Here is a 22,821-nt window from a genome sequence, read left to right as displayed (position 1 = left end):
CCATTTGTATCCTTCCTCGTCTACTATTAAACTAGTTTACCCAGCTTTTCAACATCCAGGAGTATCAGCGATATAGCTGGTAGCATAAGACCGGTGTTGACTAGTAGACCAGGTAAGGCCGTATTAGCCGACCCAGCTACCTTCATGTTCTTCACGTATTCCTCGATCAGAGGCAGCGCTTTTTGCAAGAGGTACGGGTTTATCTTCAATGACGGGTCTTTCTCCAGAGGGTCGCCGAGAGACGCTTTGAAGCCCGGCATTATAGCGGAAGCTATTGGCAACACCTCGGACTGCCAAGCATTTGAAACGTCTTGCAGGACTTTCGATAGCGCTCTTTCATCGATAGGCACGGCTTTAGCGTATGCTTGGGCAGGCGGGAAGAGTTGCTGAATAAAGGCCGGCGGCGTATAGTCTGTCCTAGATGGTTTGGCGAAAGCCAGTGTTATCAAGAGCGAACCTAGGTCTGACATTATGAAGTTGAAGAACAGTCTGGCGGCGAAGGGGTGAGGTCCTCCTCTAGCTATTATCATGGCGCCAGCTCTACTTACGGTTCCATCCTCGGGGATGATGACCTCCGTATTCGGGAACCCTGGTGAGTACTTGTATGTTAGACCGTTGTAGTCGAAGTTGATTAAGATTGGGACCTCGCCTTTCTGGTAATCAGCTGTTGGAACAAGCGGTGGGACGTACTTTATATTGCCTATTTCATGCAGTTTCTTGATGAAATCTAGGCCGGGTCTCCAATTATTTATATCGCCCCCATTAGCATAAGCTGCTGCTATAATGGTTATTAAGCCAGTTGCGGTTTTGGTCGGATCTTGGTAGACTATCATTCCTTTATAGACAGGGTTCAATAGGTCCTTCCACGATTTGGGAATGGGGACGCCTCTAGCCTTCAGGTAGTCAACGTTTACAACGAACGCGATAGTACCATAATAGGGGGCGATCCAGCACCCATTAGGGTCTTTAAAGACTCCGGGCACAGCATCAAAGTGGGGGGGTATATAGCAGTCCGTGAGGTTTTCTTGAGCAGCCTTTATCGCGTATGGAATAGCCAGATCTGCTACGTCGGCGTCAGGGTGTCCCTTAGCAGCTTCCAGCGTTGCAACTACTACAGCGCTACCCATGTCTGTGTCGGAGTGTTGAATACCGTAGAGTTCGGTGAAGGTCTTCCACGCAATACCATAGTGAGCCCAGCCCGGCGGCATACCGTAGCTAAGAGCTACACCTTCCTGAAGAGCGTACCTGACCAGGTCGGCTTGGCTTATCTGGTCGTACCGGGTAGGTGGGGGAGGTAATGCAGCGGGCGCTGGGGCGGGCTTATATAGTAATACAAACGCTATTGTTTCCACTATTATTATCAGTACTAAGATAAGTGATACTAGCTTCCACTTCTCCATACAAACACCCGTTGCTTCTACTTTCTCTCCTTGATTATTCTCAGCTGGGGTTCTATATAAGATTGCAAGAAAATGGGACTTATGTCTAGTTGAAACCAGGATTTCAAGAACTCTTTTAAGCGTAGCTGGGTTGATGCGTAATTGGGGTTCTAATGGATAAGGCAAGGGTTTTATACAAGCTAGCAGACGCCATAAAGGACGAGAGGCTTAGGGGGCTAGTTTACAAGTACTTGGATAGAGTTCTTAGTTCAGCTAGTAGTGTCTGTGTGAGTTTTGACGAGGCTCCAGGCGAGATCGAGGAGCACCACTCCTACCCAGGCGGGTTACTAGACCACACTATTAGCGTGACACGTATATCCGTATACATAGCTGACCTCTTCAAGGAAGTATACGGTTATGACATTAATAGGGACCTCGTCCTCGCGTGTGCTATCTTACACGACTTGTACAAGGTCCTAGAGTTCAAGTACAACGGAGTGATGATAGAGAGGTGCGAGCAGTACTACCCCCACGACGCGAGGATCTCAGGTGAGATACTCGCGAACGAGGGGCTTGTCGAGCTGGCTAAGTGTATCACCGAGTTGCACGGCTACTATGGCTACACGAGTTTGGAGTCTCTTGTTGTTGGTTTGTCGGATATTCTCGACGCGAAGTTCCACAGCGTAATACAGAGTAAGATCAGGAACTACCTCGCGAGGAGAGGTAGAGCAGACATTAGATCGTTCTACGAGTTCGTGAGGAGCAGAGAGTGGTGTAAGAAGGGAGTGATAGAAGAAATTATGTTGACGCCCCCATGACAGGCTAGGCATGCTAGGATTAGACGGGGGTCTGTTATGGAGCGAGGTCGATGTTTGTATTGTATGGAGGGCAACAGGTGTTGAGAATCGTCTTCTCGAAGCTTATACTTGGGACATAAGCTTGGTCAACATGCCCTCTAGTATAGGCTCTTCTACGTCTCTCGGACACTTCCACGGTGGTACATTAGCGTAGCCGAGGCTGGCGAGTTCGTATCCCTCTTTCAAAGCCTCGATCTTGTTCTCGACATATTTTACTTTACTCGACTCTAGCTCTTTTATAACACCGGCTAAGAACTCCTCGTCGTCGTTACCCAGCTGGAGAAGGAGTTGGATATCCTTATCCTTGAGTTTTTCCTCAGCGAATACTAGCCAGCTTTTTAACCTGCTCTTCATCAGCTCCTTAAAGACCCGGTCTGCGTACGATTGATCAGTGTTTATCTTCTCATACTCGTTCTCTTCGACGACTATCGTGTACCCGCCACTATTCTCTATTTTCTCCACAAATTTCTGCAACTCGTTTTCTTTCATCACGTGCTTCTTGTTGAGATAGTAGGCTTCAAAGTAGTCTTTTCTCCTCAGTATGGGGACGAAGTACTTGCCGCTTATGTCTCCACCGTAGATCAAGTAGTCTACTTTATACATTAGCGACGCGTTAACGAACTTCCTGAAAACTATTGTAGACCCGTGGAAGTCGGAGGCGTAGAGTATCTTTAGCTGGGGCAAAAGCTCACCTTATGTTAAACTTCTCTTCGGCCTCCGAGAACACCTCGTCGAAGATCTCCAGGGCCCTGTTCAGCGTCTCCTCGCTTATCACTAGCGGTGGTGATAGGGCGAACCTGTTACCTAGGTAGCCCGCTCTCTTGACTAGCATACCCTTCTGCATCAGCCTCATGGTCATCCACTTAGTCTCCTCGGTAGCCGGCTTCTTGCTCTGCCTGTCTTTGACGAACTCGACGCCTATGTACAGGCCCTTTCCCTCGACGTAGCCTAGTATTGGGTGCCTCTGCATCAGGTCTTGGAGACCTTTCAGGAACTTCTCTCCTTTGACCTTAGCCTGGTACGCCAGGTTCTCCCTCTCTATTATCTCTATAGTCTTTAGCGCTGCCGCACAACCGAGCATGTACCCCGCAAAAGTACTCGAGTGGGCGCCGGGCCCCCAGCTGTCCATTATCTCCGCCCTCCCTATTACGGCGGAGAAGGGGAGACCGTTGGCTATAGACTTGGCCACCATCACCAAGTCGGGCTCGACACCCGGGTAGTGGTCTACAGCCCACATCTTACCCGTCCTAGCCCACCCGGTCTGGATCTCGTCGACCATGAAGAGAGCGTCGTACTCCCTGGCCAGCTTGTACAAGCCTGGCAACCAGTTGTCTGGGGGTATCATGTAGCCCGCCGCGCTCTGATAGGGCTCTATCAGGAATCCCGCTACATTAGTCGACTTGCTGAGCGGGTCTCTCAGGCCGTAGTAGGTGTGGGTGAACATGTACTCGACAATGTACAAGCAGTCCTCCGCACACTCCTCGCACGTTTCCGCCTTCGGGTTACACGGGCACCTGTAGCAGTAGGGGAAGGGTATCCTCACGACGTTCATGTCGGCACCCATTAAGGGGTAGTTCTGCGACCACGTCGAGAAGCTGGTGGTGAAAGGTACTGTCCCGATCGTCCTGCCGTGGTAGTCCGCCCACTGGGTTATTATGATCGGTCTACCGGTATAGTACCTGGCCAGTTTTATAGCCACCTCGTTCGCGTCAGAGCCAGTTAAACCGTAGAACACCTTCTTCTTGAAAGAGCCGGGCGTTATCTGGACGAGCTTCTCGCCGAGCTTAATCCTAACCTCGCTGAGCATCTCCGAGTACTGGACTAGCCTGTTGAACTGCTCTATAATGGCTACCAGTACTTCCTTCCTGTGGTGGCCCACGTTGTTGACCGCAAAGCCGGCCATCATGTCGATATAGCGCTTACCATCTGCGTCGACGATAATGGCGTCATCTACGGCCTCCTCGACTATAGGGGGTGCGTCGTACATGCTGAAGGGCATTGCTCCAAGAGACTCTACTTCGAGTGCTCTCCTCAGCAACTCCAGCGACCTTGGGCCGAGCCCCCACGTCACGGCTTTCTTCAGGATTTCCTGCGGGTCTGGTATCATCTTTAGCTTTTTCTCGATAGTTTCAAGGATCTTAGTCAAGCGCATCGCCTCTACTGCAACACGTATTGATTCGGGTTGGTATTAACCGTGAAACCCAGTAGAGGGTACCGTTTTTTGGAGGATATGGGGAAACTATATGAACTCAAACTCGCTCATTACACTCTTCCTGGCCTCATTAGGTAGTATCAGGACAACGTGTAGTCTGTTCCCCAACTTCCCGACGAGCCTTTCATAGACGTCCCCAAAGGTCGCTAGCAAGAAGACGCCTACGACATCGCACTTCTTGCGAGCCGCGTACTCTGCTAGAGTCATTACCGTAGCCCCTGTCCACGCTATGTCGTCTACGACTACTACCCTCTTGTTCTTCAGCTCTCTGCCGAGGGGTAGGGTGATGTACCTCTTGATCCTAGGCCCCCACGCGTAGACCGGCGTATACTTGTAGGGTATACTGTGGCCACCCCTTATGATAATGTCCCTCAGGCCGTAGACGACAGGTAGCTTGAGGCGTGAAGCTATGGCTTGGGCTAGTGCTAAACCCCCGCCCTCTACGGTCAGGATGTAGTCGAAGACCACCCCTCCAAGCTCCTTGAGAAACTCGTAGACCGCGCAGTCGAGGAGCTCGTTGCACTTGAACAGCAGGTTGTTCATCTCTGGGAACGGGTATGGTTGCCATATTAAGCAGTCTCTGATCACGCTCTTGTAGTCTACGTCCCTAAGCTTCTCACCGAGCTCCCTCATTCTAGGCCTACTAGGCTTTATGTGCATGTTAACGTACTTGCTCAGCGTGGTCAAGTCGACACCTAGGCTGCTGGCGAGGTCTTTGAGCTTCATAGTTCTACGAGCCGCGTTGACCCTGCAGTAGAACTCTGCCTCAAGCATTAGGTCTTCTATTCTCCTGGCTACAGACAACTCCAACCCTACTCTACTAATCCTCCAAGCTCCTTATATACTCTTTTCATTTTTCTGTATACCTGGAACAGCGCGTTGTATGCCACAACTAGCTCTGGCCTAGGGCTATACACTTGCTCGAACTCTATGAGTCTAGGGACGTCGCTGAACTTGATCTTCCCGGCGCCTATTGCGGCCAGTAAAGCTGCTCCGTAGGGAGACAAGTCTCTCACGCGGGGCTTCTTGACCTCTAGACCAAGGATGCTCGAGGTTATAGTATTGAAGAGGTTCGAAGAGGACAGACCGCCCGAGACGACTACTTGTCTCACCTCTAAACCGAGTCCACGCGATAACTCCAAGACCTCTCTCGCCCAAAAACCTATCCCCTCGTAAGCCGCTTTGAGTAGATCGAGCCGTGTCGTCGAGAGGCTCAGCCCGTAGACCAGCCCTCTCGCTGATGAGTCCCAGTCCGGGCTGCGCGAGCCTGTCAAGTAGGGTACTAAGACCAGCCCTGAGGGCTTGTCTAGGCCCACCTCCTCTTCGACGCCCCTCTCTAGACCAGCGAGCTCGAGCACCTTGTCTACCGTGAGACCCGCAGACGGGAGCGAGGCCTCGAGCACGAACCAGCCGGGTAGCACGTGGTAGTAGGTCTCGAAACCTTTCTCGTAGTCTAGTACTGGTCTCGCAACGGGTATGTCAACGCAGGCAGAAGACCCCGCCGACAAGGAGACCGTGCTAGACTCGACGACACCTCCACCCAAAGCTGCCACGACGGAGTCTACGCCGCCTAGGACTAACCAGATACGCGGGTTCGAGACGTGTTGGAGGACTGTGTGGGAGGCGGCCGGCTCGAAGAGCTTTGACTCGTCTAGCCCGAGGAGCCCCAGAATCTCGTCGTCGTAGAAGCCTCTTATGTTGAACAACTGGGTCTCGGAGGCGCTCGAGTAGTCCGTGTACGCCTGCTTCGTTAAGTTGTAGACAACGTAGTCTTTGAACTGGGCGACCCACCTCGCCCTCTCTAGTACGGAGGGCTTGAACCGCTTAATCCACAGTATCTTAGCCGGGAAGAATATGGGGGATAGACGTAGGCCGGTCTTGTAGTACCACTCCTTCTCCCCCATTAGTTTAGCAGCCTCGTCGAGCACGGAACTGGCCCTCGTGTCTAGCCATACAATAGTCTCGAGGCTTCTACCCTGTTCGTCCATGACTACGAGCGAGGGTGAGTGCCCGCTGAAGCCCACGTAAAGGTCTCCGCCCAGTTTACTGGACAGAGCTCTCAGCTCGCCCTCGACAGTCCTTAACACTGCTTCCGGGTCGTAGAGTACGCTACCATCACTAGCGAACCCTATTCTGAGCTCGCGTGATAAAGCGTACACTTCCTTAAGCGACTCGTCTAAGACGACAAACTTAACAGAGGAAGTCCCCAAGTCCACGCCCACGAAGTACTCCAACACATACCCCCTGAGTACTAGTCTACTATCCTCCCTTCTCCTCGAAAACCCTCAACTGGTAAACCTCAAAGGGCTCATTGCATTATATACTCCAAAAGTGCTCTGTAAGACTGGCTAGAGGAGGTGTGTGGAGTGAGGCTAGTAGAGCTGAGGGCGGTCAAGGGGGGGCTTACAGGGTTCGGGGAGGCCCTGCCCTACATCAAGGAAATACTCGCTTCTTGGAGGGCTCCCCCGCTACCAGTCGACGGGGAGCTGAGGGCTCTAGACGACGCCCTGTACACCGCGCTCTGGTCTCTCGGCCCCCGCTTCGTACCCGTGGACGAGCCTGCGTCCCTTGACGCCCTCGACTTCTACTACAACGTTAAGGGGGACGCCGCGAGGGTCTACGACTCCGTGCTAGACCTGGCCGTGAGGGACGCCCCGACCCCGCTCGTGAAGCTCAGGAGCCTCAGCGACGGGAGGGTGAGGGTCTGGGCGAAGCTCGAGTGGTACCACCCCTTCAGCCTGAGTATCAAGGACAGGATAGCCTGGTTCATGCTGTTGAACAACCCCGGTGTGAGGCCCGGGCTCAAGGTTGTCGAGGCCACGTCGACCAACACGGGGCTGGGGCTCGTCGGGGTCGCGAACAACCTCGGGCTGAAGGCCAAGGTCTACCTGCCCCAGACAGCCCAGAGGTGCGTCGACTACATATTCGAGCTCATGGGGGCCGAGGTCGTGAGGCTGAAGGGGGCCTTGACCACGGAGATCCTCGGCGACGTGAGAGAGACGGCTAGGCGGGAGGGGCTGCTACACCCAGACCAGTTCGAGAACGACCTGAACGTCATAGCTCACCTCCAGTACACGGCGAAGGAGGTCGACTACCAGGCCTCGCAGTCGGGCCTGAGGATAAGGGGGGTGGTGGGGGCCCTTGGGACCTCCGGCCACTTGTCCGCCCTCTCGGTGTACTTCAAGTCTAGGCTTGGGGGCGTGAAGGTGTTCGGGGTCCAGCCCGCGAGAGGCGACTTCATACCGGGCATGAGGAGGGTGGAGACGGGGATGAAGTGGGTGCAGCTAGCGGGTGTAGACGGGGTCCTAGAGGTCAGCCTAGACGAGGCGTTCCAGGAGGTTGTCGCACTGGCGAGGAGCGAGGGTTTGCTGGTCGGGTTGAGCGCCGGGGCAGTACTCAGGGCGACCAAGGAGCTCACGCGTAGAGGGGTGCTGGAGGGCGACGTGGTAGTCGTCCTACCCGACCACGGGCTGAAGTACGCCGAGCTACTCGAGGCCCTCTACTCCAAGGTCTGCCCCGACGTGGCGGATTACAAGGGCAGGGTCGACTAGAGGCGTGGTCCATGGCCGACGTCTGCGTTTACGGGACTGTCTTCAACAACGCCCGCTACATCGAGGAGTCGATCAAGTCGGTCTACAGACCGAACTACACGATAGTGGTCGTAGACTCCTACTCAACTGACGGAACTTGGGAAAAGCTCCTCGAGCTTAAGAGAGACTTCAACTTGAAGCTCTACAGGTACAAGTCTAGTAGAGGGCTAGGCCGGCAGATCGCGCTACACAAGTGCCCGGAGGGGTCTATAACGGCCTACTTCGACCTAGACACCGTTTACAACACGAGTTTTCACAAGGTCATAGAGGTGGCCGAGGCCCACCAACCCGTGTACGCTATTGGTACACTGGCCGGAAAAAGAGAGCATATACTATCTAGAGGCGGCTGGAGAGATTTGATGAATGGGGAGGACTTGGAATTCTGTGTTAGAGTAGGCTTCTCGGTCGCGGTCCCAGTAATGGTCGGGCTTAACGCTCAGCCGGCTCTCATCGATTTCAGGAGGGAGAAAAGGTATACCAAGAGTGTTGTGAGTTACGTGGGCAGGGTGGTAAGAAACAACATCGACTACTACAGAGCCCTAGGCTTAAACCCCGCCGAGCTGCTTGTTTTTAAAAGGAAGAGAGACGCCCTTGTATTCCCGTTTTACACACCCTACGTATTGATCAGAGAACCGCTCAGGTACATCAAGTCGGTTAATAACAACGTGGCCTTCGAGGTCAGCGTCGTATCTAAGATGGTTAACCCCAGGGAGTATGGTATAGACGACTCTCTCTTCCTCGTGGGCGTCAGCCAGGAGACTCTCGAGAGGCTAAGAGACCTAGGTGAGGTCGACTTGGTTGTTAAGGGTAAGATCGGTAGAAGTATTAAGGTAACACGTGAACGAGCACAATACAGGGTCGTCTACATAAAAGATCCGAGAGTCTTCCACTACGCTGGAGCACTTCTCAAAGGAGTCAGGTCTGTAGAGGTGTTAGAGTAGTGGAAGTGGTTATCGTACACCCCCTCCTCGAGATAGGGGGTGGCGCCGAGAAGCTGGCGATCGAAATGCACCGGGCTCTAGCCGAGATGGGCTTCGAGAGCAGGATCGCGACCTACTACCTGGACTGGGAGAGGCTGGCCGAGGTCGTCGGGCTGCTCTCGCCTGGTTTCAAGCCTTTGATCGAGGCGAGGCCTCTGCCCCCGACAGCCGGTATAGTCGACCTTCTCGCGAGGGCTTTGACGGGCGACCGGTTGACGAGGCTGAGAAGGGCTCTTCTGACCGGTGTCTTGGTGAAGCGCATCAAGAGAGAGGCGGGCGGGGACGTCGTCGTGGACACCGCCTCGCACGTCCCCACGCCCGTTGACGTTGCCTACATACACGTCCCGCTCATAACCCCCAGCGGTAGGAGGGGGTTCGTGTGGAGGAGCTACGAGACCCTGCTTAAAAGGCTGGCCGACTCGGTCACGGGCAGGCCGAGGCTCGTCTTGGTCAACAGTAGCTGGACGCGAGCGGTCTTCCACAGCGTTTACGGGGACCAGTTCAGGGTCGAGGTGGTCCACCCGCCAGTGGACGTCGAGTACTTCGAGAGCCTGGACGAGAAGAGGGAGAAGGCCATCGTAACCGTCTCCAGGTTCAGCCCCGAGAAAAACCTCGGCAAGGTCGTAGAGGTGGCCGGCGCGCTACGGGACTACGACTTCTACATAGTCGGCTCCGCCACGAGGAAAGGCTCGAGGTACGCTGGCTACCTGAAGAGGTTGGCCGAGGAGCGGGGGCTGTGGAACGTCCACGTGCTGCCTAATCTGCCGAGGAGTAGGCTGAGGGACCTTCTACGGACTGCCTTGTTCTACCTCCACCCCCCTTACGCGGAGCACTTCGGTTTATCGGTAGCCGAGGCCGTCTCGGCCGGGGCCATACCGATAGTGTACAGGGACGGCGGCGCCTGGTTCGACATCGTGTCCAGGATTAGCCCCGCCCTGGGCTACACCGAGGTAGGCGAGGTCCCATCTATTGTGAGGAGAGTCGAGGAAGACCCCGCTTTAGCTAGAGCCCTGAGAGAGAGGGGTCTCAGCGTAGTGCGGGGCTTCGACTTCGAGTCGTTCAAGAAGAGGCTCTCAAAGGCCTTCCTTTCGTGCTGCCCACCAGCCAGGGGCTCGTAAATAGGCTTCTCCGGGAGTATTGTGCCTTGGCATCTCATACCTCTTCTCCACCCCCGCTAGCAGGCTTCTCACCTCCCTTGGCTCCAGCCCGCTCTTTATAGCTGCGACGGCGAGTCTCAGACCCCTAGCAAAGCCTCCTAGTCTAGGGTTACGAGAGTTCCTGGAGTAGACTTCATAGACGTGCGAGAGCAGCTCTAACTTGTTCAAGTCGATTTTAAACCTATACAGGCTGACACCGTAGGGTAGTAACCCGAGCTCTACGCCGATCATGTAGCTTTTAGTAGGGATTACTGCTCTAGACAATGACTCGCCTCTTTCCACGTGTCTCACGATTCCGCCCTTGAAGCGTGTCGCGTGTAGTCCCTGCCTAATGTAATGTAGGGCTAATAACTGCTCGTTGCGCAAGCCCCTCACAGTGTAGCCCTTCAGCTCGAACCCCTCTATGTAGTTTCTCGACTTGAAGCTCAGGTTAACGCCTCTAATGTCTACTGTTAGGACGTACTCGCCCTCCCAGTCATGTTTTTGGTAGAGTTTCTTGAGTGCAGTCAAACCAACGTTGCTAATAAACACGTCGTAGTCGTTCATGTTTTCCAGGAGCGGCTTATTAACGCCGAGAACCCTCTTAGCCAAGAAGGCTGCCAGGCCTGCGCGAGAGGCCCAGACGGTTTTTTCTACGACGAGCCCGCTGGTGATACCCACTTTACCATGGGTGTTGTGGAACGCGACGTGGTCTTCTACGAACCTCGAACTGGGCACGGCATCGTCGTCTGTTACTATGGTGAGGTCGTACTCCTCCGACACCCTGAAGATCTCGTTCATTGCTTCCTCAAAGAAGCCGCTTTGTTGTACTCTGACCTCGATGTCCAGCTTGTCCTTATATTCGTCTACAATGTCGAGTGTCCTGTCCCCCGGGCTCGGCTTGTAGACTACTAGTGCACGGAAGCCCCCTAGGGTCTGGTCGCACAGCGCCTTCAGAGTAGAGCGGATAACATAGCCTGTCGACGCATTCCTGTAAGTAGGTATGGCGACGAGCACTCTCAAGTCTTGAGACCACCTATCCAGAGACTGGTGAACGGCTAACCGTGGGGTGTTCCTCTCCCTATCTCTTCAAGCAGCGCCCTAACGGTAGCAGTAACGCTGGCCGTGGAGTTCATAGACGGGCTGAAGCCCAGCTTCTTCAACTTGTCTATTCTCAAGGCTATGCGCTTCACGTCCCCCGGCCAGCCCACGCCGTGGGCCACGGGCTTGTAGACCAGCTTCACCCCTTCCAGCCCCATCTCGCTCAGTACTATCCTCACCACGTCGTTGACGGTTATCCAGTCTTCGTTCCCGACGTTGTAGACGGCGAAGCCCTCCCCCGCCCTCCGCCAGGCTAGTAGGGTGGCCTCGACTGCCTCGGACACGTGGAGGTAGCTCCTGGTCTGGGTCCCATCCCCCAGCACCTCGAGCTCCCTGGGGTTTGCCAGGAGCTTGTTTACCAAGTCCCATATAACGCCGTGCCTCAGCCTGGGCCCCACGATATTCGCGTACCTGAGGGAGACGGCCCTGATGCCGTAGAGCCTGGAGTACGCGTGCATCAAGTTCTCGCAGGCGGCCTTGCTGGCGCCGTACACCGAGACGGGCCTCACGGGCTCCTCCTCACCCACTGGTATGTGGCCCGGCTCCCCGTAGACCGAGCTCGACGACGCGAAGACGAGGTCTCTAACACCCCTCCTCCTCATCGCCTCGAGGAGGTTGAAGGTCGCCACCACGTTCTCGCTGAAGTGTACCTCGGGGTTGGTGGTGCTGACCCTCACCTCGGGGTTCGCGGCGAAGTGGAAGACTGCCTCAACACCCTCCACGGCCTTGAGGGCCGTGCCGGGGTCCTTGAGGTCGCCCACCACTACTTCAACGGAGCTACTCCCCCTGTGCCTCTCCAGGTTCTCGAGCCTGCCGCTGCTGAGGTTGTCGACGACTCTAACCCTGTACCCTTCGAGGACTAGCCTGTCGACGAGGTGGCTGCCGATGAACCCCGCTCCCCCCGTGACCAGGACAAACCTGCTCAACCGAGCACACCGCTGGTTGCCTGTCCGCGTGTACGCTAGCTAGATTAGAGGCCCGCTCGCTAATAAAGCTTCAAAAGACCGCAAACCACGCAGGTACCCCCAGAGGATCGACCACTGGCACCCTCCCCGCATTAGGGGCGGGGCCGGGTGCTTTACCGTCGGCTGGGCGGATGGGTATTGAAGTGTATAGGCTCATCGCCCCGGGCTACGCGTAGCCGCGCGGCCGCTCGCACGCGGTGGAAGGGCTCAGTAGGAGGCCCTCGTCAGCCTCCACTTGACCGATCTACCGGCTCTCTCCGTCAGCATGTACTCCAGCGCGTTGACTAGGGTCGACCTGAACACGCTGTCCCTGAACAGCTTGCGCGCGTAGGCACCGGCTAGGTAGGAGACCGGTATCCTCGAGGGTAGCTCCACTAGCCCGCTGTCCACCAGCTCGTTCAAGCGTGTGGACGCCCTGAGGGAGTCCTCTACCCCGAGCTCTCCCGCGAGGTCTAGGGCCCTCTTGTTGAGCCACTTCTTCACCGTGAAGTAGTCTGCTAGGAGGTAGACGTGCTCTTTGTACACCGCGTGTGCTGCTGTGACGACTACCTCTGCCTCTTTTGTGAGGCCCCTGAGCTCGAGGCCCTCCCACTCGAACTCCTCCGTGCAGCACTCGAGGAGCTCCTCCCCGTCTAGGTAAACAACCCACGCGAAGGAGGGGTGCGTGTAGAGGTCTACTATAGCCCGCCCCCTCGTCATCGTGACCGTGTACTTCTCCCAGACCTCGACCCCGAAGCCCCTAGACGCCAGCCTCTTGACCGCCTCGGGTAGCTGCCGTGCGTCGACCAGGACGTCTACGTCGACCGAGACGTGCTCCACCGGCTTCCTGAACTTGTGTAGCGCGTAGTCCAGCCCCCTCAGCGCGCCGGCCACCTCCCCCACGACGCTGCTGAACCGCTTGTACCTCTCCTCCTCGCGGCGACTCGCCTCGCCCTCCACGCCCGCAGACCTGAGGAAGCCCAGTAGCACCTTGTTCAAGCCAGCCGCCTCAACCAGCTCCCCCAGCTCGCCCTCCCCCGGCTTCTCCAGGCCCTCCAGCGCCCTGACCAGCCTCAGGGTCCTAGAGCTCAAGTCTATACAGCACCTCCGCGGCTGTCCTGGCCGGCCTGCTACTAGAGGTGTCCACAGTGATTGAGGCGATGTACCTCGCTAGTACAGTGTAGTAGGCGTACTCTGCTTTAAGGAAAGAGGGCGGCACGTCGGCCCTCCTCCTCAGCACGTCCAGCCTCGCCGTCAGGACGACGGGCCTCTCCCTGGAGGCCAGGGCTAGCAGGAACCTGCCGAGCGCTGTCCCGAGGAAGCCCTCGCACCTCAGCGTGGCCGAGACCCAGACCAGGAAGTCCAAGACGCCCCTGTCGCACACGACGACGTCGCTGAAGAGGAGCCTCAGCCGCCTCGCGAGCAGCTGGGGCAGGAACCCCGTGAACTCCAGTAGCGCGAACAGCCCCCTGAGAGCCGGCGGCACAGAGAGCTTGTAGTAGGGGTTGTCGGCGCCGCTGAAGGTCTTAGTCTTCGAGAGGAGCCTGTAGAGTAGCGAGACGTGGAGGTGGCTCCCCCTCAACCAGTGGGTCGAGGCCCTGTGAGAGGCCGCCAGGTAGGAGGACAGGGCCCTCGCAACAGTCGTCTTACCGCTACCGTCGCAGCCCGACAGGACAACAGCTCTACCCATAGCAATCAGGTTTCATAGAATGTCCCGCCCGGAATTAAAACAGGGCGGCCCGCCACTCGGTAGCCGCGCTACAGCTACGCTGTCCCGCCGCCACCTGCTCCCCGAATAGCCCGCTCTTCCAGGCGGGTGTCGCCTCCCGGTCGGCCCGTGGCGTATTCCTGGGCCAATACTCGGGGGCCCTATTTAGCGGCTCCTCGCCTACGTGGACACTACACCGCTCCGGGTCACGAGTCCAGGCGGCTACCCGAGTTTTCTCAATGCGCTTCCGAAGTCCTCGACGAAGGACTCCCAGGAGAAGTACTTTCTGGCCACTTCCCTTATCCGGGACTGCTTGAAGCTATCTATGTTGTCCACCACGTACACTAGCGAGACCAGGTAGGCCTTGTAGTCCTCGCCGCTCCTCACGTAGGGTTGCCTAGCGCGAGAGCTTCCATTATAGCATCTCGGGCTTTTTCGACCCTTGTAAAGCTGTTTCAAGCGGTTTGTATCGTGGTGGAGCACTAGACTATCCGCGAGTCTTCTTTACCGCGAACAACGCTGCCGTGGCTGTGAGTAGCACTACCAGGGCTGATACTAGTAGTATGCTCGTGTACCCTCCCCCGCCGGCCTGGCTGCTTGTTGTGTCCGTGGCTGGAGTAGGTTTGGTAGTAGCCGTGTTTGTAGCGGTCTGTTGCGTGGTCGTGGGTGTTGTAGTGGATGTGGATGGGGGTGTCGTTGGCGTCGTCTGCGTTGGCTTCGTGGTTGTCGCCGTGGTCGTGGTTTGCTCTGGGGCTACTAGTGGTCTCGCCAACGGGTATTTGTCTAGTATCTCGATGCCGGTGGTCGTTGGTATAGGGTAGGGCTGGTCTGTTATACCGTCGCCGTCCAAGTCGGGTGCCTTGTTGTTAGACCAGTAGTTGCCCATCCTAATAGTCTCGTTGTACCAAGTGTTGCCACCGCTCTCGTCGGCCGCCTCGTAGTTGTAGCAGAGCCAGAAAGTGTTGCCGTAGATAGTGTTCTGGCTAGTGTACTTCGACATGTACACTCCGACGTTTCCAGTCCTGTTGATTAAGTTGAAGGCTATAGAGTTCCCCCTGCCGTTCGAGCCGTGAACCCCTCTACCTCCCGAGAGCGTGTTGTTCAGTATCAGGTTCCCGCTACCGTAGAGCTCTATAGCGTGACCCCCAGCGCTTACGGTGTTAGCCTCGACGACGTTCCCGTCGCCGACTAGGTTGACCCCGTTACCCGGGGTCGTAACCTGGTTCCGCTCGATAACGCTCTGGCTGCCCCGGACGTCTATCCCCCCGTTGAGCACCCTGTTACCCTCTATTAAGTGGCTCTTCCCGTCGACGAGTATACCCGCTGCGCTACCGGTGATGTTGACCTCGTTCCCCCTCGCAATATTACCCTCGCTCAAGGCCCCGCCGACGGCCACCCCGACCCCCTCGGAGGCGACCCTGTTGAACTCCACGTCCATTCGGCCGCAGTAGGCTACAGCAGCCGCGCTCTCCGAGACAACGGTGTTGTAGAACAAGCTGAGGCTCGTGCAGTAGCCGTAGACGGCCTCTCTCCCCGAGCGGATGCTGCTGTACTCGATTAAGGCACTAGCCTTACTGTCGGCGCTGCCGACTTGGACGCCGTACTTGTAGCTTTCGACTACAATGTTGGTGAGGACGGCGTCGAGTCCCTTGACTAGGACGGCTACCGAGCCGCCCGTGCTCTCGTCGAGGACTATCTTGAGGTTACCAAGCTTCACCCCGTTAGCCGAGACGACGACCCCGCCGTAGACTACCACGGTCTCGTTGCTCTCGCCGATGACTGTTACACTCTTAGACACCGTGAAGCCCTTGTAAGAGCCCCTGGACACTAGTATGACGTCCCCCATAGAGGCGTGGTCCAGGGCGGCCTGGATACTCCCGTAGTCGCCGGGGACCCTGATAGTCGAGCCCCTGGCCACGACCGGCATGGATAGCAGTAGTAGGATTAGGACTAGGCAAGCTGATGACAAGGGTGGCCTCAAAACCTAAAACCACACACCGTTGGGTGGATCTACTAGTGTACTGGCTAATAAACACCTCACACTCTTTTTCCTATCAACGAATTGCGTTGTTTGCGGCCGCTTAGTGTACCCGCGGATTAAACAGGTGTAGGCACGATGCCTATGTCCAAGCCCGCTCTCTTAAGGAGCTCGACAAGCCTCACACCCGGTGCCAGGAACGCTAGCCCATGGTCTCTGGCAGCGGCGTACGGGAGGGGGTCTATCCCGTACGTTGAACACCAGAGCAACACCCGCCAGACACGAGGTCTAGGCCTCCTACGAACTACGCTGCCGCCACACCCGGCTGCCGGGGCTTCGAAGGAGCCCGAGACGGGCTCTACTGGCGGTTGGAGTGTGTACGCTGACTGAGAGGCCCCCAAGGTGATAGAGTAGGCGCTGCCGTCGGCGCCGGCCGGGTGAACGAAGAAGGCTGTCGAGGGCTTTGCTCACCTGAACTTCTCGGCCTCCCTGAACCCGGGGCACTTCTTGTCCTTCTCGCTCACTATGACGCCCTCTCTTATCGGCCAGTCTATCGCCAGTTCGGGGTCGTCCCACCTGATACACCTCTCGTGGAGTGGGCTGTACTCCTTGGTGACCAGGTAGAGGAGGAGCGTGTCCTCCAGCGCCTGGAAGCCGTGGGCGAAGCCCGGGGGTATCCAGAGGGCTAGGCCCGGCTCCAGGAAGACGCCCACGTGCCTGCCGAACCAGGGCGACCCGGCCCTCACGTCCACCGCCACGTCGTAGACCCTCCCCTTGACCACGTACACCAGCTTGCCTTGCTCCATGGGCTCGACCTGGTAGTGTAGCCCCCTCACCACGCCCCTCCTAGAGTAGCTGAGGTTCACCTGTGCGAAGCCCGCGGGGAGGCCCCTGGAGGCGAAGTCGCTCCCCTTGAAGAGCTCCGCGAAGAACCCCCTGCTGTCCGGGAAGACCACCAGCTCGACGAGCACTACCTCAGGTACACACGGTCCGCACCAGACAAGTTTGTAGTCTTTGTTTCACTCCGTGTATTTGTTGGGGTTTTGTTTAAGAACTGGGGATTCTTTTGAGGTGAATCGCGGTTGGTGATATGTGTTTCTGAGATCCCGCTTAGTAAATTATTGTTAGCCCTGCTTGTAATTGGGTTTCTCTGGGAAGGTCACCTCAAGTTCAAGTTCATGCTCTACTGAAGTGAATATATTTCCTATTCTTGCCTCCGGTAGTTTGAACTTTTTGCACACTTCCACGTCCTCTTTAACAGCTTCAACTAGCTTGTTCAAATAATTAGGCCAGTTACTCACTATTGCTGCGACCTCTACGGAGTCGCTGTCCACCTGTATTTTAACGTCCTTACACATTAGGATTGACACTGGCTGGGGCTTGGCATAAGATCCTCTACTATCAACGGAGAAACCAATTTCGATCAAATCCCCTCTTGGAGTCATGCTTAGCCTACTTAGCATTTCTTTAACGTCATCCACATTACGCGGCCAACTATCGTAAACTCCCAACGATATCATCAAAATCAGGGAGATCAGATCCTCCGCGCGAATAGCTTTTTGCTCAAACCTACAAGTGTTATTAATAATGTAGCTCTCTACCTCTGCCGGCTTCAGAATATTATATTTAGCATCTTGATCTTCGCTTCTTCGAGGGGTTTCGAGGAAATTGTACGATGCCTTGACGTGTTTAATCTGGTACTCCCCTCTGGGAAGTCTAATGCTCACAGGCTTTAAAGGCATGTAGATGCCTTTTTGTGAGTCTTCGCGCCACAAATACTTGATTGCCACACCCCTGTCTGTAAGCACATATATTTGAGCTTCGCCAGGCTCCTTGGACAAGTCCGGGTCTACAACAACCTCAACCTCGTTAACCTCGAAGTTTTCTAGAGTTTTGAAGAGCAATGATCCAGCGCTACACTCGTCCCTTGTGTCTGAGCTTGGAGTGAAAGACCGCTGTGGGTGTTCAAGCTCTACATCGTTTTTGAGCGTACGTAACACCCTCATTATGAGCTCCCCAGACTTACCTAGGTAAGATTTAATTAACTCGCTCAACTCGTGTTGCTTGCTATAAGCCTCGATTTCATGCGGTCTATGATCGTAGGGTAGGATCTTAGCTAGTAGCTCCGCATCCTTTATGCTAAGTTTTACCTCACATATATTATCAGGGCCTCCAGCAAACTGGCAGTGGTGAACAAGCTCGTGAGAGACGGTCTCAAGGAATTCATCAGCAATATTCCCACCTGATCTTAACAGACACGGTAGAGAAACCAGGATCCCCCTGCTAACTGGATCGTACCTACCGCACACGATAAGCGTACTTTCGCTTTCTTCTTCCCGGAACTCCTTCAGAGAAAGCAACACCTCCACCCCTGGCAGGTGAAGAATCCTACACGCACTGGAAATCTCCGAGGTTAACTCTCGAGAGGCATCGACGAGCACTTCGAGAATGCCCTCAGCGTTTCTAAGAAGCTCTTTTGTCGGTGTTCCCACTAATGACCCTCGGTGTTCTATCATGGTCTAGCCTTTTGGGTCCATGGTCGCAATCTCGCTATTGTTACTGTCGGTGCTTTTGATTAACTCTAGTGACTGCGTATCATGTGTGATTGCCGTTAAAGGCTTCTTGACTGACAAGGTAGTTAGATAGGCACAGCACACCCGCCTTTGATCAAGCTTTTCACCAATGAACACTGGGTCTTCAGCTCTGTTGCTGAACTACCGAGACATCATCAAGTCGTTACCAAGGAACTTATATTGAAAGTTACCAAAGCCGATCGATACGAAGACTATTCTAGCGAGACCCTTACTTGTAAAGACCTTGATTATATCAGCCACGTGATCAATAACCGCGTTGTTAGTCTCTTCGTTGCGAATTCTAGGGTTAACGCCTAAAACCGTGGCATTGGTTAAACCATAATTACTAGTCGAGTAGTTGCAGAGCAATTTCAAGACCTCCCACAAAAAGATAAGTAAAGAGTTGAGAAACGAACTATATTCAACACAACTCACTTAGCATGATAGGTAATGGGATGCCGTCATTGGCTTCACGCCGTTGATAAGCTTCTTAGCCTGAGCCCTTAGCAGATGCCAGCATCTTCAAAGCACTCAGCGCCAGAAGACGACCTCAGTCTCGGCACGGCCCACTTTCAAAATCTCACATACTGCTGTACAATCGATGAATCGAGCTATGTTAGGAGCTTTAACATAATTCAAGCTTTAAAATGCTAAATACCATGGGATGTTTTCACTATCCCTAATCCTAGCTTCTCACAGACTTCTTGAACAACATCATCAACACTCCTTCTAACATCAACTACAGGTATATTCATGTAATTGGCTAAGAGAAGATATAGCCTCCTCTTAAACTCAAGCTCTTTCAACGACACTATATCTTTCTTCCTCTCAACAGCAGTTTTTACATCAACATCTAAGACAACGGAGTTAGAGATCTTGGAGTGCATAGATAGATACAGCCGCAAAAGACGCCTGCTACAGCGCCTTGATTCATACAAGGAGTCTACTAGCGCGTCTAGAAAGAACCTATCGTAAATAACAACTTCAACACCTCGTACGAGAAGTAAAATCGTGTTAAATATGTAGTGAATGGCTAGGTCGAGAAATAGCAGGTAGGGGTAAAGAAGAGCTGTAACGGGGTCTAGGCGAAACACGTGTATTAGAAACCAGCGTCTAGCAACAGGGTGGTAGAACTTCACATATAGTCCTCGAAGCCTTGAGTAAGCGTAAAGAACATACAGGGTTAGGGCTCTCCACCTAAACCAAATAACTTTAACTCGTAAGCCGCGCCTCCTATGAAGTGCCGTAATGTGTGATGCTATCGTTGATTTGCCGGAACCGTCAATACCCGAGATTATGATCTCTCTCATGTTAATTTAGCCTTTAAAGCCCAGATTATCTTTTCATAGGAGAAATTATTATGAGCATACTTATGTGCTGCGTCGCGAATTCTCCAGTAGAAATTGCTATCGTACTCTTCATATAAGTATTCAAAGGCCTTAACAAGCTCCTCAACAACATCCTGAGTATCAACTATGAAGGCACACTTCTCAACATCCCTGTGAAGGACGGAAGCAGCATTTTTAGTTGCTATAACAAAGCCGCCTGCGCCCAGTGCTTCAAGTAATGTTAGAGAAGGGGTTATGTGAACAGGTCTTGTATAGGGAAGTACGACGTAGGAACTATAAGCATATTTGTAGGCAATCTCCTCGATTATTTGTCTAGGACTTGAAGCACCCTCTTTAACACGCTTTATTGGGTTAGTTATAACTATGTAAACATCGCCTCCATAAAGCTTAAATACTTCTTTTGTCCCTTTATCTTCACTAAACGAGTCTATGATAAGCTTAGCTCTTGCTTCAGGTCTCTTAATCCTGAACCTTTTAAATGCTGTAATGACCTCCTTAATCCCTCTTCCTCCCTGAAATCTTCCCATAAGCCTGAAGGTTACGCGACCTCTATCGACACTCCTCTCTCTGAGAACCTTAGATCCTTTCTGTAGGAAAATGCTGTGAACTGGTGGTAGAACCTTAATTAATTTCAAAGAACCTCTGTCTATATCACAGCAAGGATTTAGAATTACTACCTCGGAACTTTCATCTTTTAATCTTAAGCTTTTTAAAACTTTTTCCAGGTAATTGAGCGAATAGGCAAATGATATAAGCTTACTGTTGTAACCACTAATCTTATCTAAAATCCTATTCTGAATTATTGAAAACGATGGATGAGGTTTCCAGGAGAGCACTACGACTTCGGCCTTCCTCAGACCTCTCAAGACTGCGCCGATCAGCTCATCTAATGGGTACATATTGTCATATACTTCGATCACAGTATTTACACGCTTAGAGAGGTAAGCATAGAGACTAGATATTACTAAGTTAACGCTTATACCCCCCTGATTTACGTTAGTGACATGTACTTTGTCGGGTTTCCACATAAATGTAAGAAGATTGGAGAGCTCGAGAAAAATCTTAGCATGGCCTTCTAAAAAGTATTCTGCATGAAAGCCACTAAGCAGTAAGTCCATATCTTAAAACCTCCAGAAACAGCCTCTCTACTTCCCAGTAATACCCTTTCATATCGACCCTTCTAGCTCTAAGATTTGCAAGTATAGTTGAGACTGAAGTTAGTAGTAAGTATTTAATGGGGATCCGGGCCTTTCCATACTGAAATATGTTTGAAATAACATCCTCATTGTTTAACATAGCCACTAGGTATGAATAAAACCTTCCAATATTCAAATACGTTTTTACGTTCTCGACAGAGGCACTCATATTCATTGGGTTTAAAATAAATAATTTCAATAGGTCACCAAGTGTAACCCAACCCTCGCTTTCAAATATGTGAGCAATCAATATAGCTAAGTCTATATCCTCTCTGATCACGGAGATTTCCAGACTGTTTACAAGCCTTACTACCCTCCTTGTTGTGGGACTAGCAAGAGAGACGTCTAGTACTTTAAGACCTCTCCAGCCTACCTCGTTGTAAATATCTACTTGTAGTTCCATGTCATTTAGCAATAATGTGACACCCTTCCCAGATTTTCCAATGATGCTCTCTACTTGAAGCTCTCTACTTAGATGCTTAACCACAGCTTCTAAGTTTTTCTTCTCGACAAGTATATCCACATCGTTACCTAAATGAGTTATAAATGGATGTACTTTTATCAGCGCGTAACCCTCTTGGGGTAAAAGCGAAATCGCTTTAAGGATTTCCATAAACTCAATGTATTTTTTACGTATCTTAGGGTTTCCATGAAGTAATAGCAAGTTTATCTTGGCATTTTCAAAATACTTCCAGTCATTACTTCTATGTTTAGCAAAAACTACTGTAGCGATTCTTCTTGCTAAACGTTCGTTTGTTAACTTTCTGATTGCGTTCTCATAGAATTCGTCATATGAGGTGATTACAATCATCTTCTCTTCACACTTCCACAAATCCTTCTCTTCATTGTTTCAGCTGTGATCACGTAGAAGAGAATACTCTTGAGCAAGATTAATATAGGTAGTCCGATTATCCCGACTACTATCTGTTGATGAGGTTCACAATTCTCTGCAAGTTTCTCTGTTAATATCGTGAGAACGGCATATGTTATTAACAGGAATAATATAGGTGGCCCCAGATATGTTGTAAGGAATCCCATTGTTATTACTGTTAGAGGTGCTACCAGGAGAGCTGTGAGGTAGTCTTTATTGATCACTAGTGAATCATAGCTATTGTAATACCATCTAAGTCTCTTGTAGATGAACATCGCATCAAACTTCTCATACACGTGTCGCACGTCTTTGACAAGCACTTTATCGATGTGATAATGCCTTAGCGATTTTCTATGTAGGGCTACTAGGTTGGCAGGCCCTAGATCATCTAATAGCGAAATCTCAGGTCTACGAACCCTAGCCTCCATAAGCAAGAGGTTTCTCTGCCAAATGTAGAGGGTGTTGACAAAACCGTAGTCTCTGTTAAAATGTAGACCGCCCCTGAGGGTAGAGAGGAATTGTTGAGCATAGAATAAGCTTCGGCAACATCTTGATATCACACTTTTCGATAGAAAGGAGACAAAATATCCCTTGCTGAGAAGCGGCACCACAATCCCCATGAAATCCCTCTCCAATACATTATCTGCGTCTATGAAGAAGACATAATCTCCTCGCGCTCTTTCCAAGCCACTTAGCATTGCAATACCAACTCCTCCCCTAGACCCCTTCACCAACTCTACATCTACGTTGGAAGACCTCAAGCCCTCGACACATTTCTTAACAAATACCTCGTACTCAGGATCACTATCATCGACTATTATTACCTCGAAAATCTCTTTGAACCTCTGCACCGAGATGCTCTTGCACACCTCTAGTAGGTTGTAAGATTCATTCCTTATGGGCAAAACTATTGATAGCAACTTTGACACGCAGGACACCTGTATGAG

At 52.8% G+C, this 22,821-nt stretch carries 22 protein-coding genes; 4 read left to right on the top strand and 18 right to left on the bottom strand.

Features of this window, described 5'->3' with window-relative positions:
- Positions 1-26 precede the first annotated feature (26 nt).
- Complete coding sequence (locus tag WLZ34_RS04045) at positions 27-1,400, bottom strand: extracellular solute-binding protein (protein WP_434730834.1); 1,374 nt, start codon at positions 1,398-1,400, stop codon at positions 27-29.
- 152 nt (positions 1,401-1,552) lie between these two features.
- Here WLZ34_RS04045 and WLZ34_RS04040 point away from each other — a divergent pair, with 152 nt between their 5' ends.
- Positions 1,553-2,197 (top strand): HD domain-containing protein, encoded by a 645-nt coding sequence (locus WLZ34_RS04040; RefSeq protein ID WP_434730833.1) that lies wholly within the window; start codon positions 1,553-1,555, stop codon positions 2,195-2,197.
- 102 nt (positions 2,198-2,299) lie between these two features.
- On the opposite strand, the gene cas8a1 is transcribed toward WLZ34_RS04040, so the two are convergent.
- From cas8a1 to WLZ34_RS04020, 4 genes are all read right to left on the bottom strand, one after another.
- A complete protein-coding gene (gene cas8a1, locus WLZ34_RS04035) occupies positions 2,300-2,920 on the bottom strand; it encodes a type I-B CRISPR-associated protein Cas8b1/Cst1 (protein ID WP_434730832.1) in 621 nt (206 codons plus the stop codon).
- A 4-nt stretch (positions 2,921-2,924) separates the two neighbouring features.
- Entirely contained in the window at positions 2,925-4,388 is a 1,464-nt protein-coding gene (locus WLZ34_RS04030) for an aspartate aminotransferase family protein (protein ID WP_434730831.1), read from the bottom strand.
- Between the two features lie 87 nt (positions 4,389-4,475).
- Positions 4,476-5,258 (bottom strand): phosphoribosyltransferase family protein, encoded by a 783-nt coding sequence (locus tag WLZ34_RS04025; protein ID WP_434730830.1) that lies wholly within the window; start codon positions 5,256-5,258, stop codon positions 4,476-4,478.
- A 2-nt stretch (positions 5,259-5,260) separates the two neighbouring features.
- Complete coding sequence (locus WLZ34_RS04020) at positions 5,261-6,682, bottom strand: xylulokinase (RefSeq protein WP_434730829.1); 1,422 nt, start codon at positions 6,680-6,682, stop codon at positions 5,261-5,263.
- 132 nt (positions 6,683-6,814) lie between these two features.
- Here WLZ34_RS04020 and WLZ34_RS04015 point away from each other — a divergent pair, with 132 nt between their 5' ends.
- Genes WLZ34_RS04015 through WLZ34_RS04005 form a run of 3 tightly spaced genes read left to right on the top strand, consistent with a single transcriptional unit; the run spans position 6,815 to position 10,136 of the window.
- Complete coding sequence (locus WLZ34_RS04015) at positions 6,815-7,999, top strand: PLP-dependent cysteine synthase family protein (protein WP_434730828.1); 1,185 nt, start codon at positions 6,815-6,817, stop codon at positions 7,997-7,999.
- An 11-nt stretch (positions 8,000-8,010) separates the two neighbouring features.
- On the top strand, positions 8,011-8,979 hold the full coding sequence (locus WLZ34_RS04010; RefSeq protein WP_434730827.1) for a glycosyltransferase family 2 protein: 969 nt from the start codon (positions 8,011-8,013) through the stop codon (positions 8,977-8,979).
- On the top strand, positions 8,979-10,136 hold the full coding sequence (locus WLZ34_RS04005) for a glycosyltransferase (protein WP_434730826.1): 1,158 nt from the start codon (positions 8,979-8,981) through the stop codon (positions 10,134-10,136). The genes WLZ34_RS04010 and WLZ34_RS04005 overlap by 1 nt, the downstream gene beginning before the upstream one ends.
- On the opposite strand, the gene WLZ34_RS04000 is transcribed toward WLZ34_RS04005, so the two are convergent.
- The 13 genes from WLZ34_RS04000 to WLZ34_RS03940 form a co-directional block, all read right to left on the bottom strand.
- The gene (locus WLZ34_RS04000) at positions 10,092-11,171 is read right to left on the bottom strand and encodes a glycosyltransferase (protein ID WP_434731931.1); all 1,080 of its coding nucleotides are present in this window, start codon (positions 11,169-11,171) and stop codon (positions 10,092-10,094) included. The genes WLZ34_RS04005 and WLZ34_RS04000 overlap by 45 nt on opposite strands.
- 41 nt (positions 11,172-11,212) lie before the next feature.
- Positions 11,213-12,181: an NAD-dependent epimerase/dehydratase family protein gene (locus WLZ34_RS03995; protein WP_434730825.1), complete on the bottom strand. Its 969-nt coding sequence runs from the start codon at positions 12,179-12,181 to the stop codon at positions 11,213-11,215.
- A gap of 246 nt (positions 12,182-12,427) precedes the next feature.
- Positions 12,428-13,291, bottom strand: coding sequence for a nucleotidyltransferase family protein (locus tag WLZ34_RS03990; protein WP_434730824.1), 864 nt, complete (start codon positions 13,289-13,291; stop codon positions 12,428-12,430).
- Positions 13,281-13,889 (bottom strand): thymidylate kinase, encoded by a 609-nt coding sequence (locus WLZ34_RS03985; protein ID WP_434730823.1) that lies wholly within the window; start codon positions 13,887-13,889, stop codon positions 13,281-13,283. Before WLZ34_RS03985 ends, WLZ34_RS03990 begins: the two co-directional genes overlap by 11 nt.
- A 240-nt stretch (positions 13,890-14,129) precedes the next feature.
- Positions 14,130-14,294 carry a hypothetical protein gene (locus tag WLZ34_RS03980; RefSeq protein WP_434730822.1) on the bottom strand — a complete coding sequence of 55 codons (165 nt, stop codon included), beginning with the start codon at positions 14,292-14,294 and terminating at the stop codon, positions 14,130-14,132.
- 100 nt (positions 14,295-14,394) lie between these two features.
- Positions 14,395-15,888 (bottom strand): right-handed parallel beta-helix repeat-containing protein, encoded by a 1,494-nt coding sequence (locus WLZ34_RS03975; protein WP_434730821.1) that lies wholly within the window; start codon positions 15,886-15,888, stop codon positions 14,395-14,397.
- Positions 15,889-16,004: 116 nt separating this feature from the next.
- Positions 16,005-16,286, bottom strand: coding sequence for a hypothetical protein (locus WLZ34_RS03970; RefSeq protein WP_434730820.1), 282 nt, complete (start codon positions 16,284-16,286; stop codon positions 16,005-16,007).
- Between the two features lie 66 nt (positions 16,287-16,352).
- On the bottom strand, positions 16,353-16,856 hold the full coding sequence (rfbC, locus tag WLZ34_RS03965; protein ID WP_434730819.1) for a dTDP-4-dehydrorhamnose 3,5-epimerase: 504 nt from the start codon (positions 16,854-16,856) through the stop codon (positions 16,353-16,355).
- A gap of 153 nt (positions 16,857-17,009) precedes the next feature.
- On the bottom strand, positions 17,010-18,377 hold the full coding sequence (locus WLZ34_RS03960; protein WP_434730818.1) for a hypothetical protein: 1,368 nt from the start codon (positions 18,375-18,377) through the stop codon (positions 17,010-17,012).
- 731 nt (positions 18,378-19,108) lie between these two features.
- Positions 19,109-19,768, bottom strand: a complete 660-nt coding sequence (locus WLZ34_RS03955; protein WP_434730817.1) for a hypothetical protein — start codon at positions 19,766-19,768, stop codon at positions 19,109-19,111.
- Entirely contained in the window at positions 19,765-20,925 is a 1,161-nt protein-coding gene (locus tag WLZ34_RS03950; protein WP_434730816.1) for a glycosyltransferase, read from the bottom strand. The genes WLZ34_RS03955 and WLZ34_RS03950 overlap by 4 nt, the downstream gene beginning before the upstream one ends.
- On the bottom strand, positions 20,909-21,814 hold the full coding sequence (locus WLZ34_RS03945) for a hypothetical protein (RefSeq protein ID WP_434730815.1): 906 nt from the start codon (positions 21,812-21,814) through the stop codon (positions 20,909-20,911). The genes WLZ34_RS03950 and WLZ34_RS03945 overlap by 17 nt, the downstream gene beginning before the upstream one ends.
- Positions 21,811-22,803, bottom strand: a complete 993-nt coding sequence (locus WLZ34_RS03940; RefSeq protein WP_434730814.1) for a glycosyltransferase family 2 protein — start codon at positions 22,801-22,803, stop codon at positions 21,811-21,813. Before WLZ34_RS03940 ends, WLZ34_RS03945 begins: the two co-directional genes overlap by 4 nt.
- Between the last annotated feature and the right edge of the window lie 18 nt (positions 22,804-22,821).

Origin of the sequence: Thermogladius sp. KZ2Tp1 (assembly GCF_051131135.1) — an archaeon.
GTDB lineage: Archaea > Thermoproteota > Thermoprotei_A > Sulfolobales > Desulfurococcaceae > Thermogladius.
This window is presented reverse-complemented; position numbering and strand designations above follow the sequence as displayed.

Coding starts and splice junctions, on each gene's coding strand:
- WLZ34_RS04045 (WP_434730834.1), bottom strand. CDS start 1,400: ATGGAGAAGTGGAAGCTAGTATCACTTATCTTAGTACTGATAATAATA.
- WLZ34_RS04040 (WP_434730833.1), top strand. CDS start 1,553: ATGGATAAGGCAAGGGTTTTATACAAGCTAGCAGACGCCATAAAGGAC.
- WLZ34_RS04030 (WP_434730831.1), bottom strand. CDS start 4,388: ATGCGCTTGACTAAGATCCTTGAAACTATCGAGAAAAAGCTAAAGATG.
- WLZ34_RS04010 (WP_434730827.1), top strand. CDS start 8,011: ATGGCCGACGTCTGCGTTTACGGGACTGTCTTCAACAACGCCCGCTAC.
- WLZ34_RS03985 (WP_434730823.1), bottom strand. CDS start 13,889: ATGGGTAGAGCTGTTGTCCTGTCGGGCTGCGACGGTAGCGGTAAGACG.
- WLZ34_RS03955 (WP_434730817.1), bottom strand. CDS start 19,768: ATGAGAGAGATCATAATCTCGGGTATTGACGGTTCCGGCAAATCAACG.
- WLZ34_RS03950 (WP_434730816.1), bottom strand. CDS start 20,925: ATGGACTTACTGCTTAGTGGCTTTCATGCAGAATACTTTTTAGAAGGC.
- WLZ34_RS03945 (WP_434730815.1), bottom strand. CDS start 21,814: ATGATTGTAATCACCTCATATGACGAATTCTATGAGAACGCAATCAGA.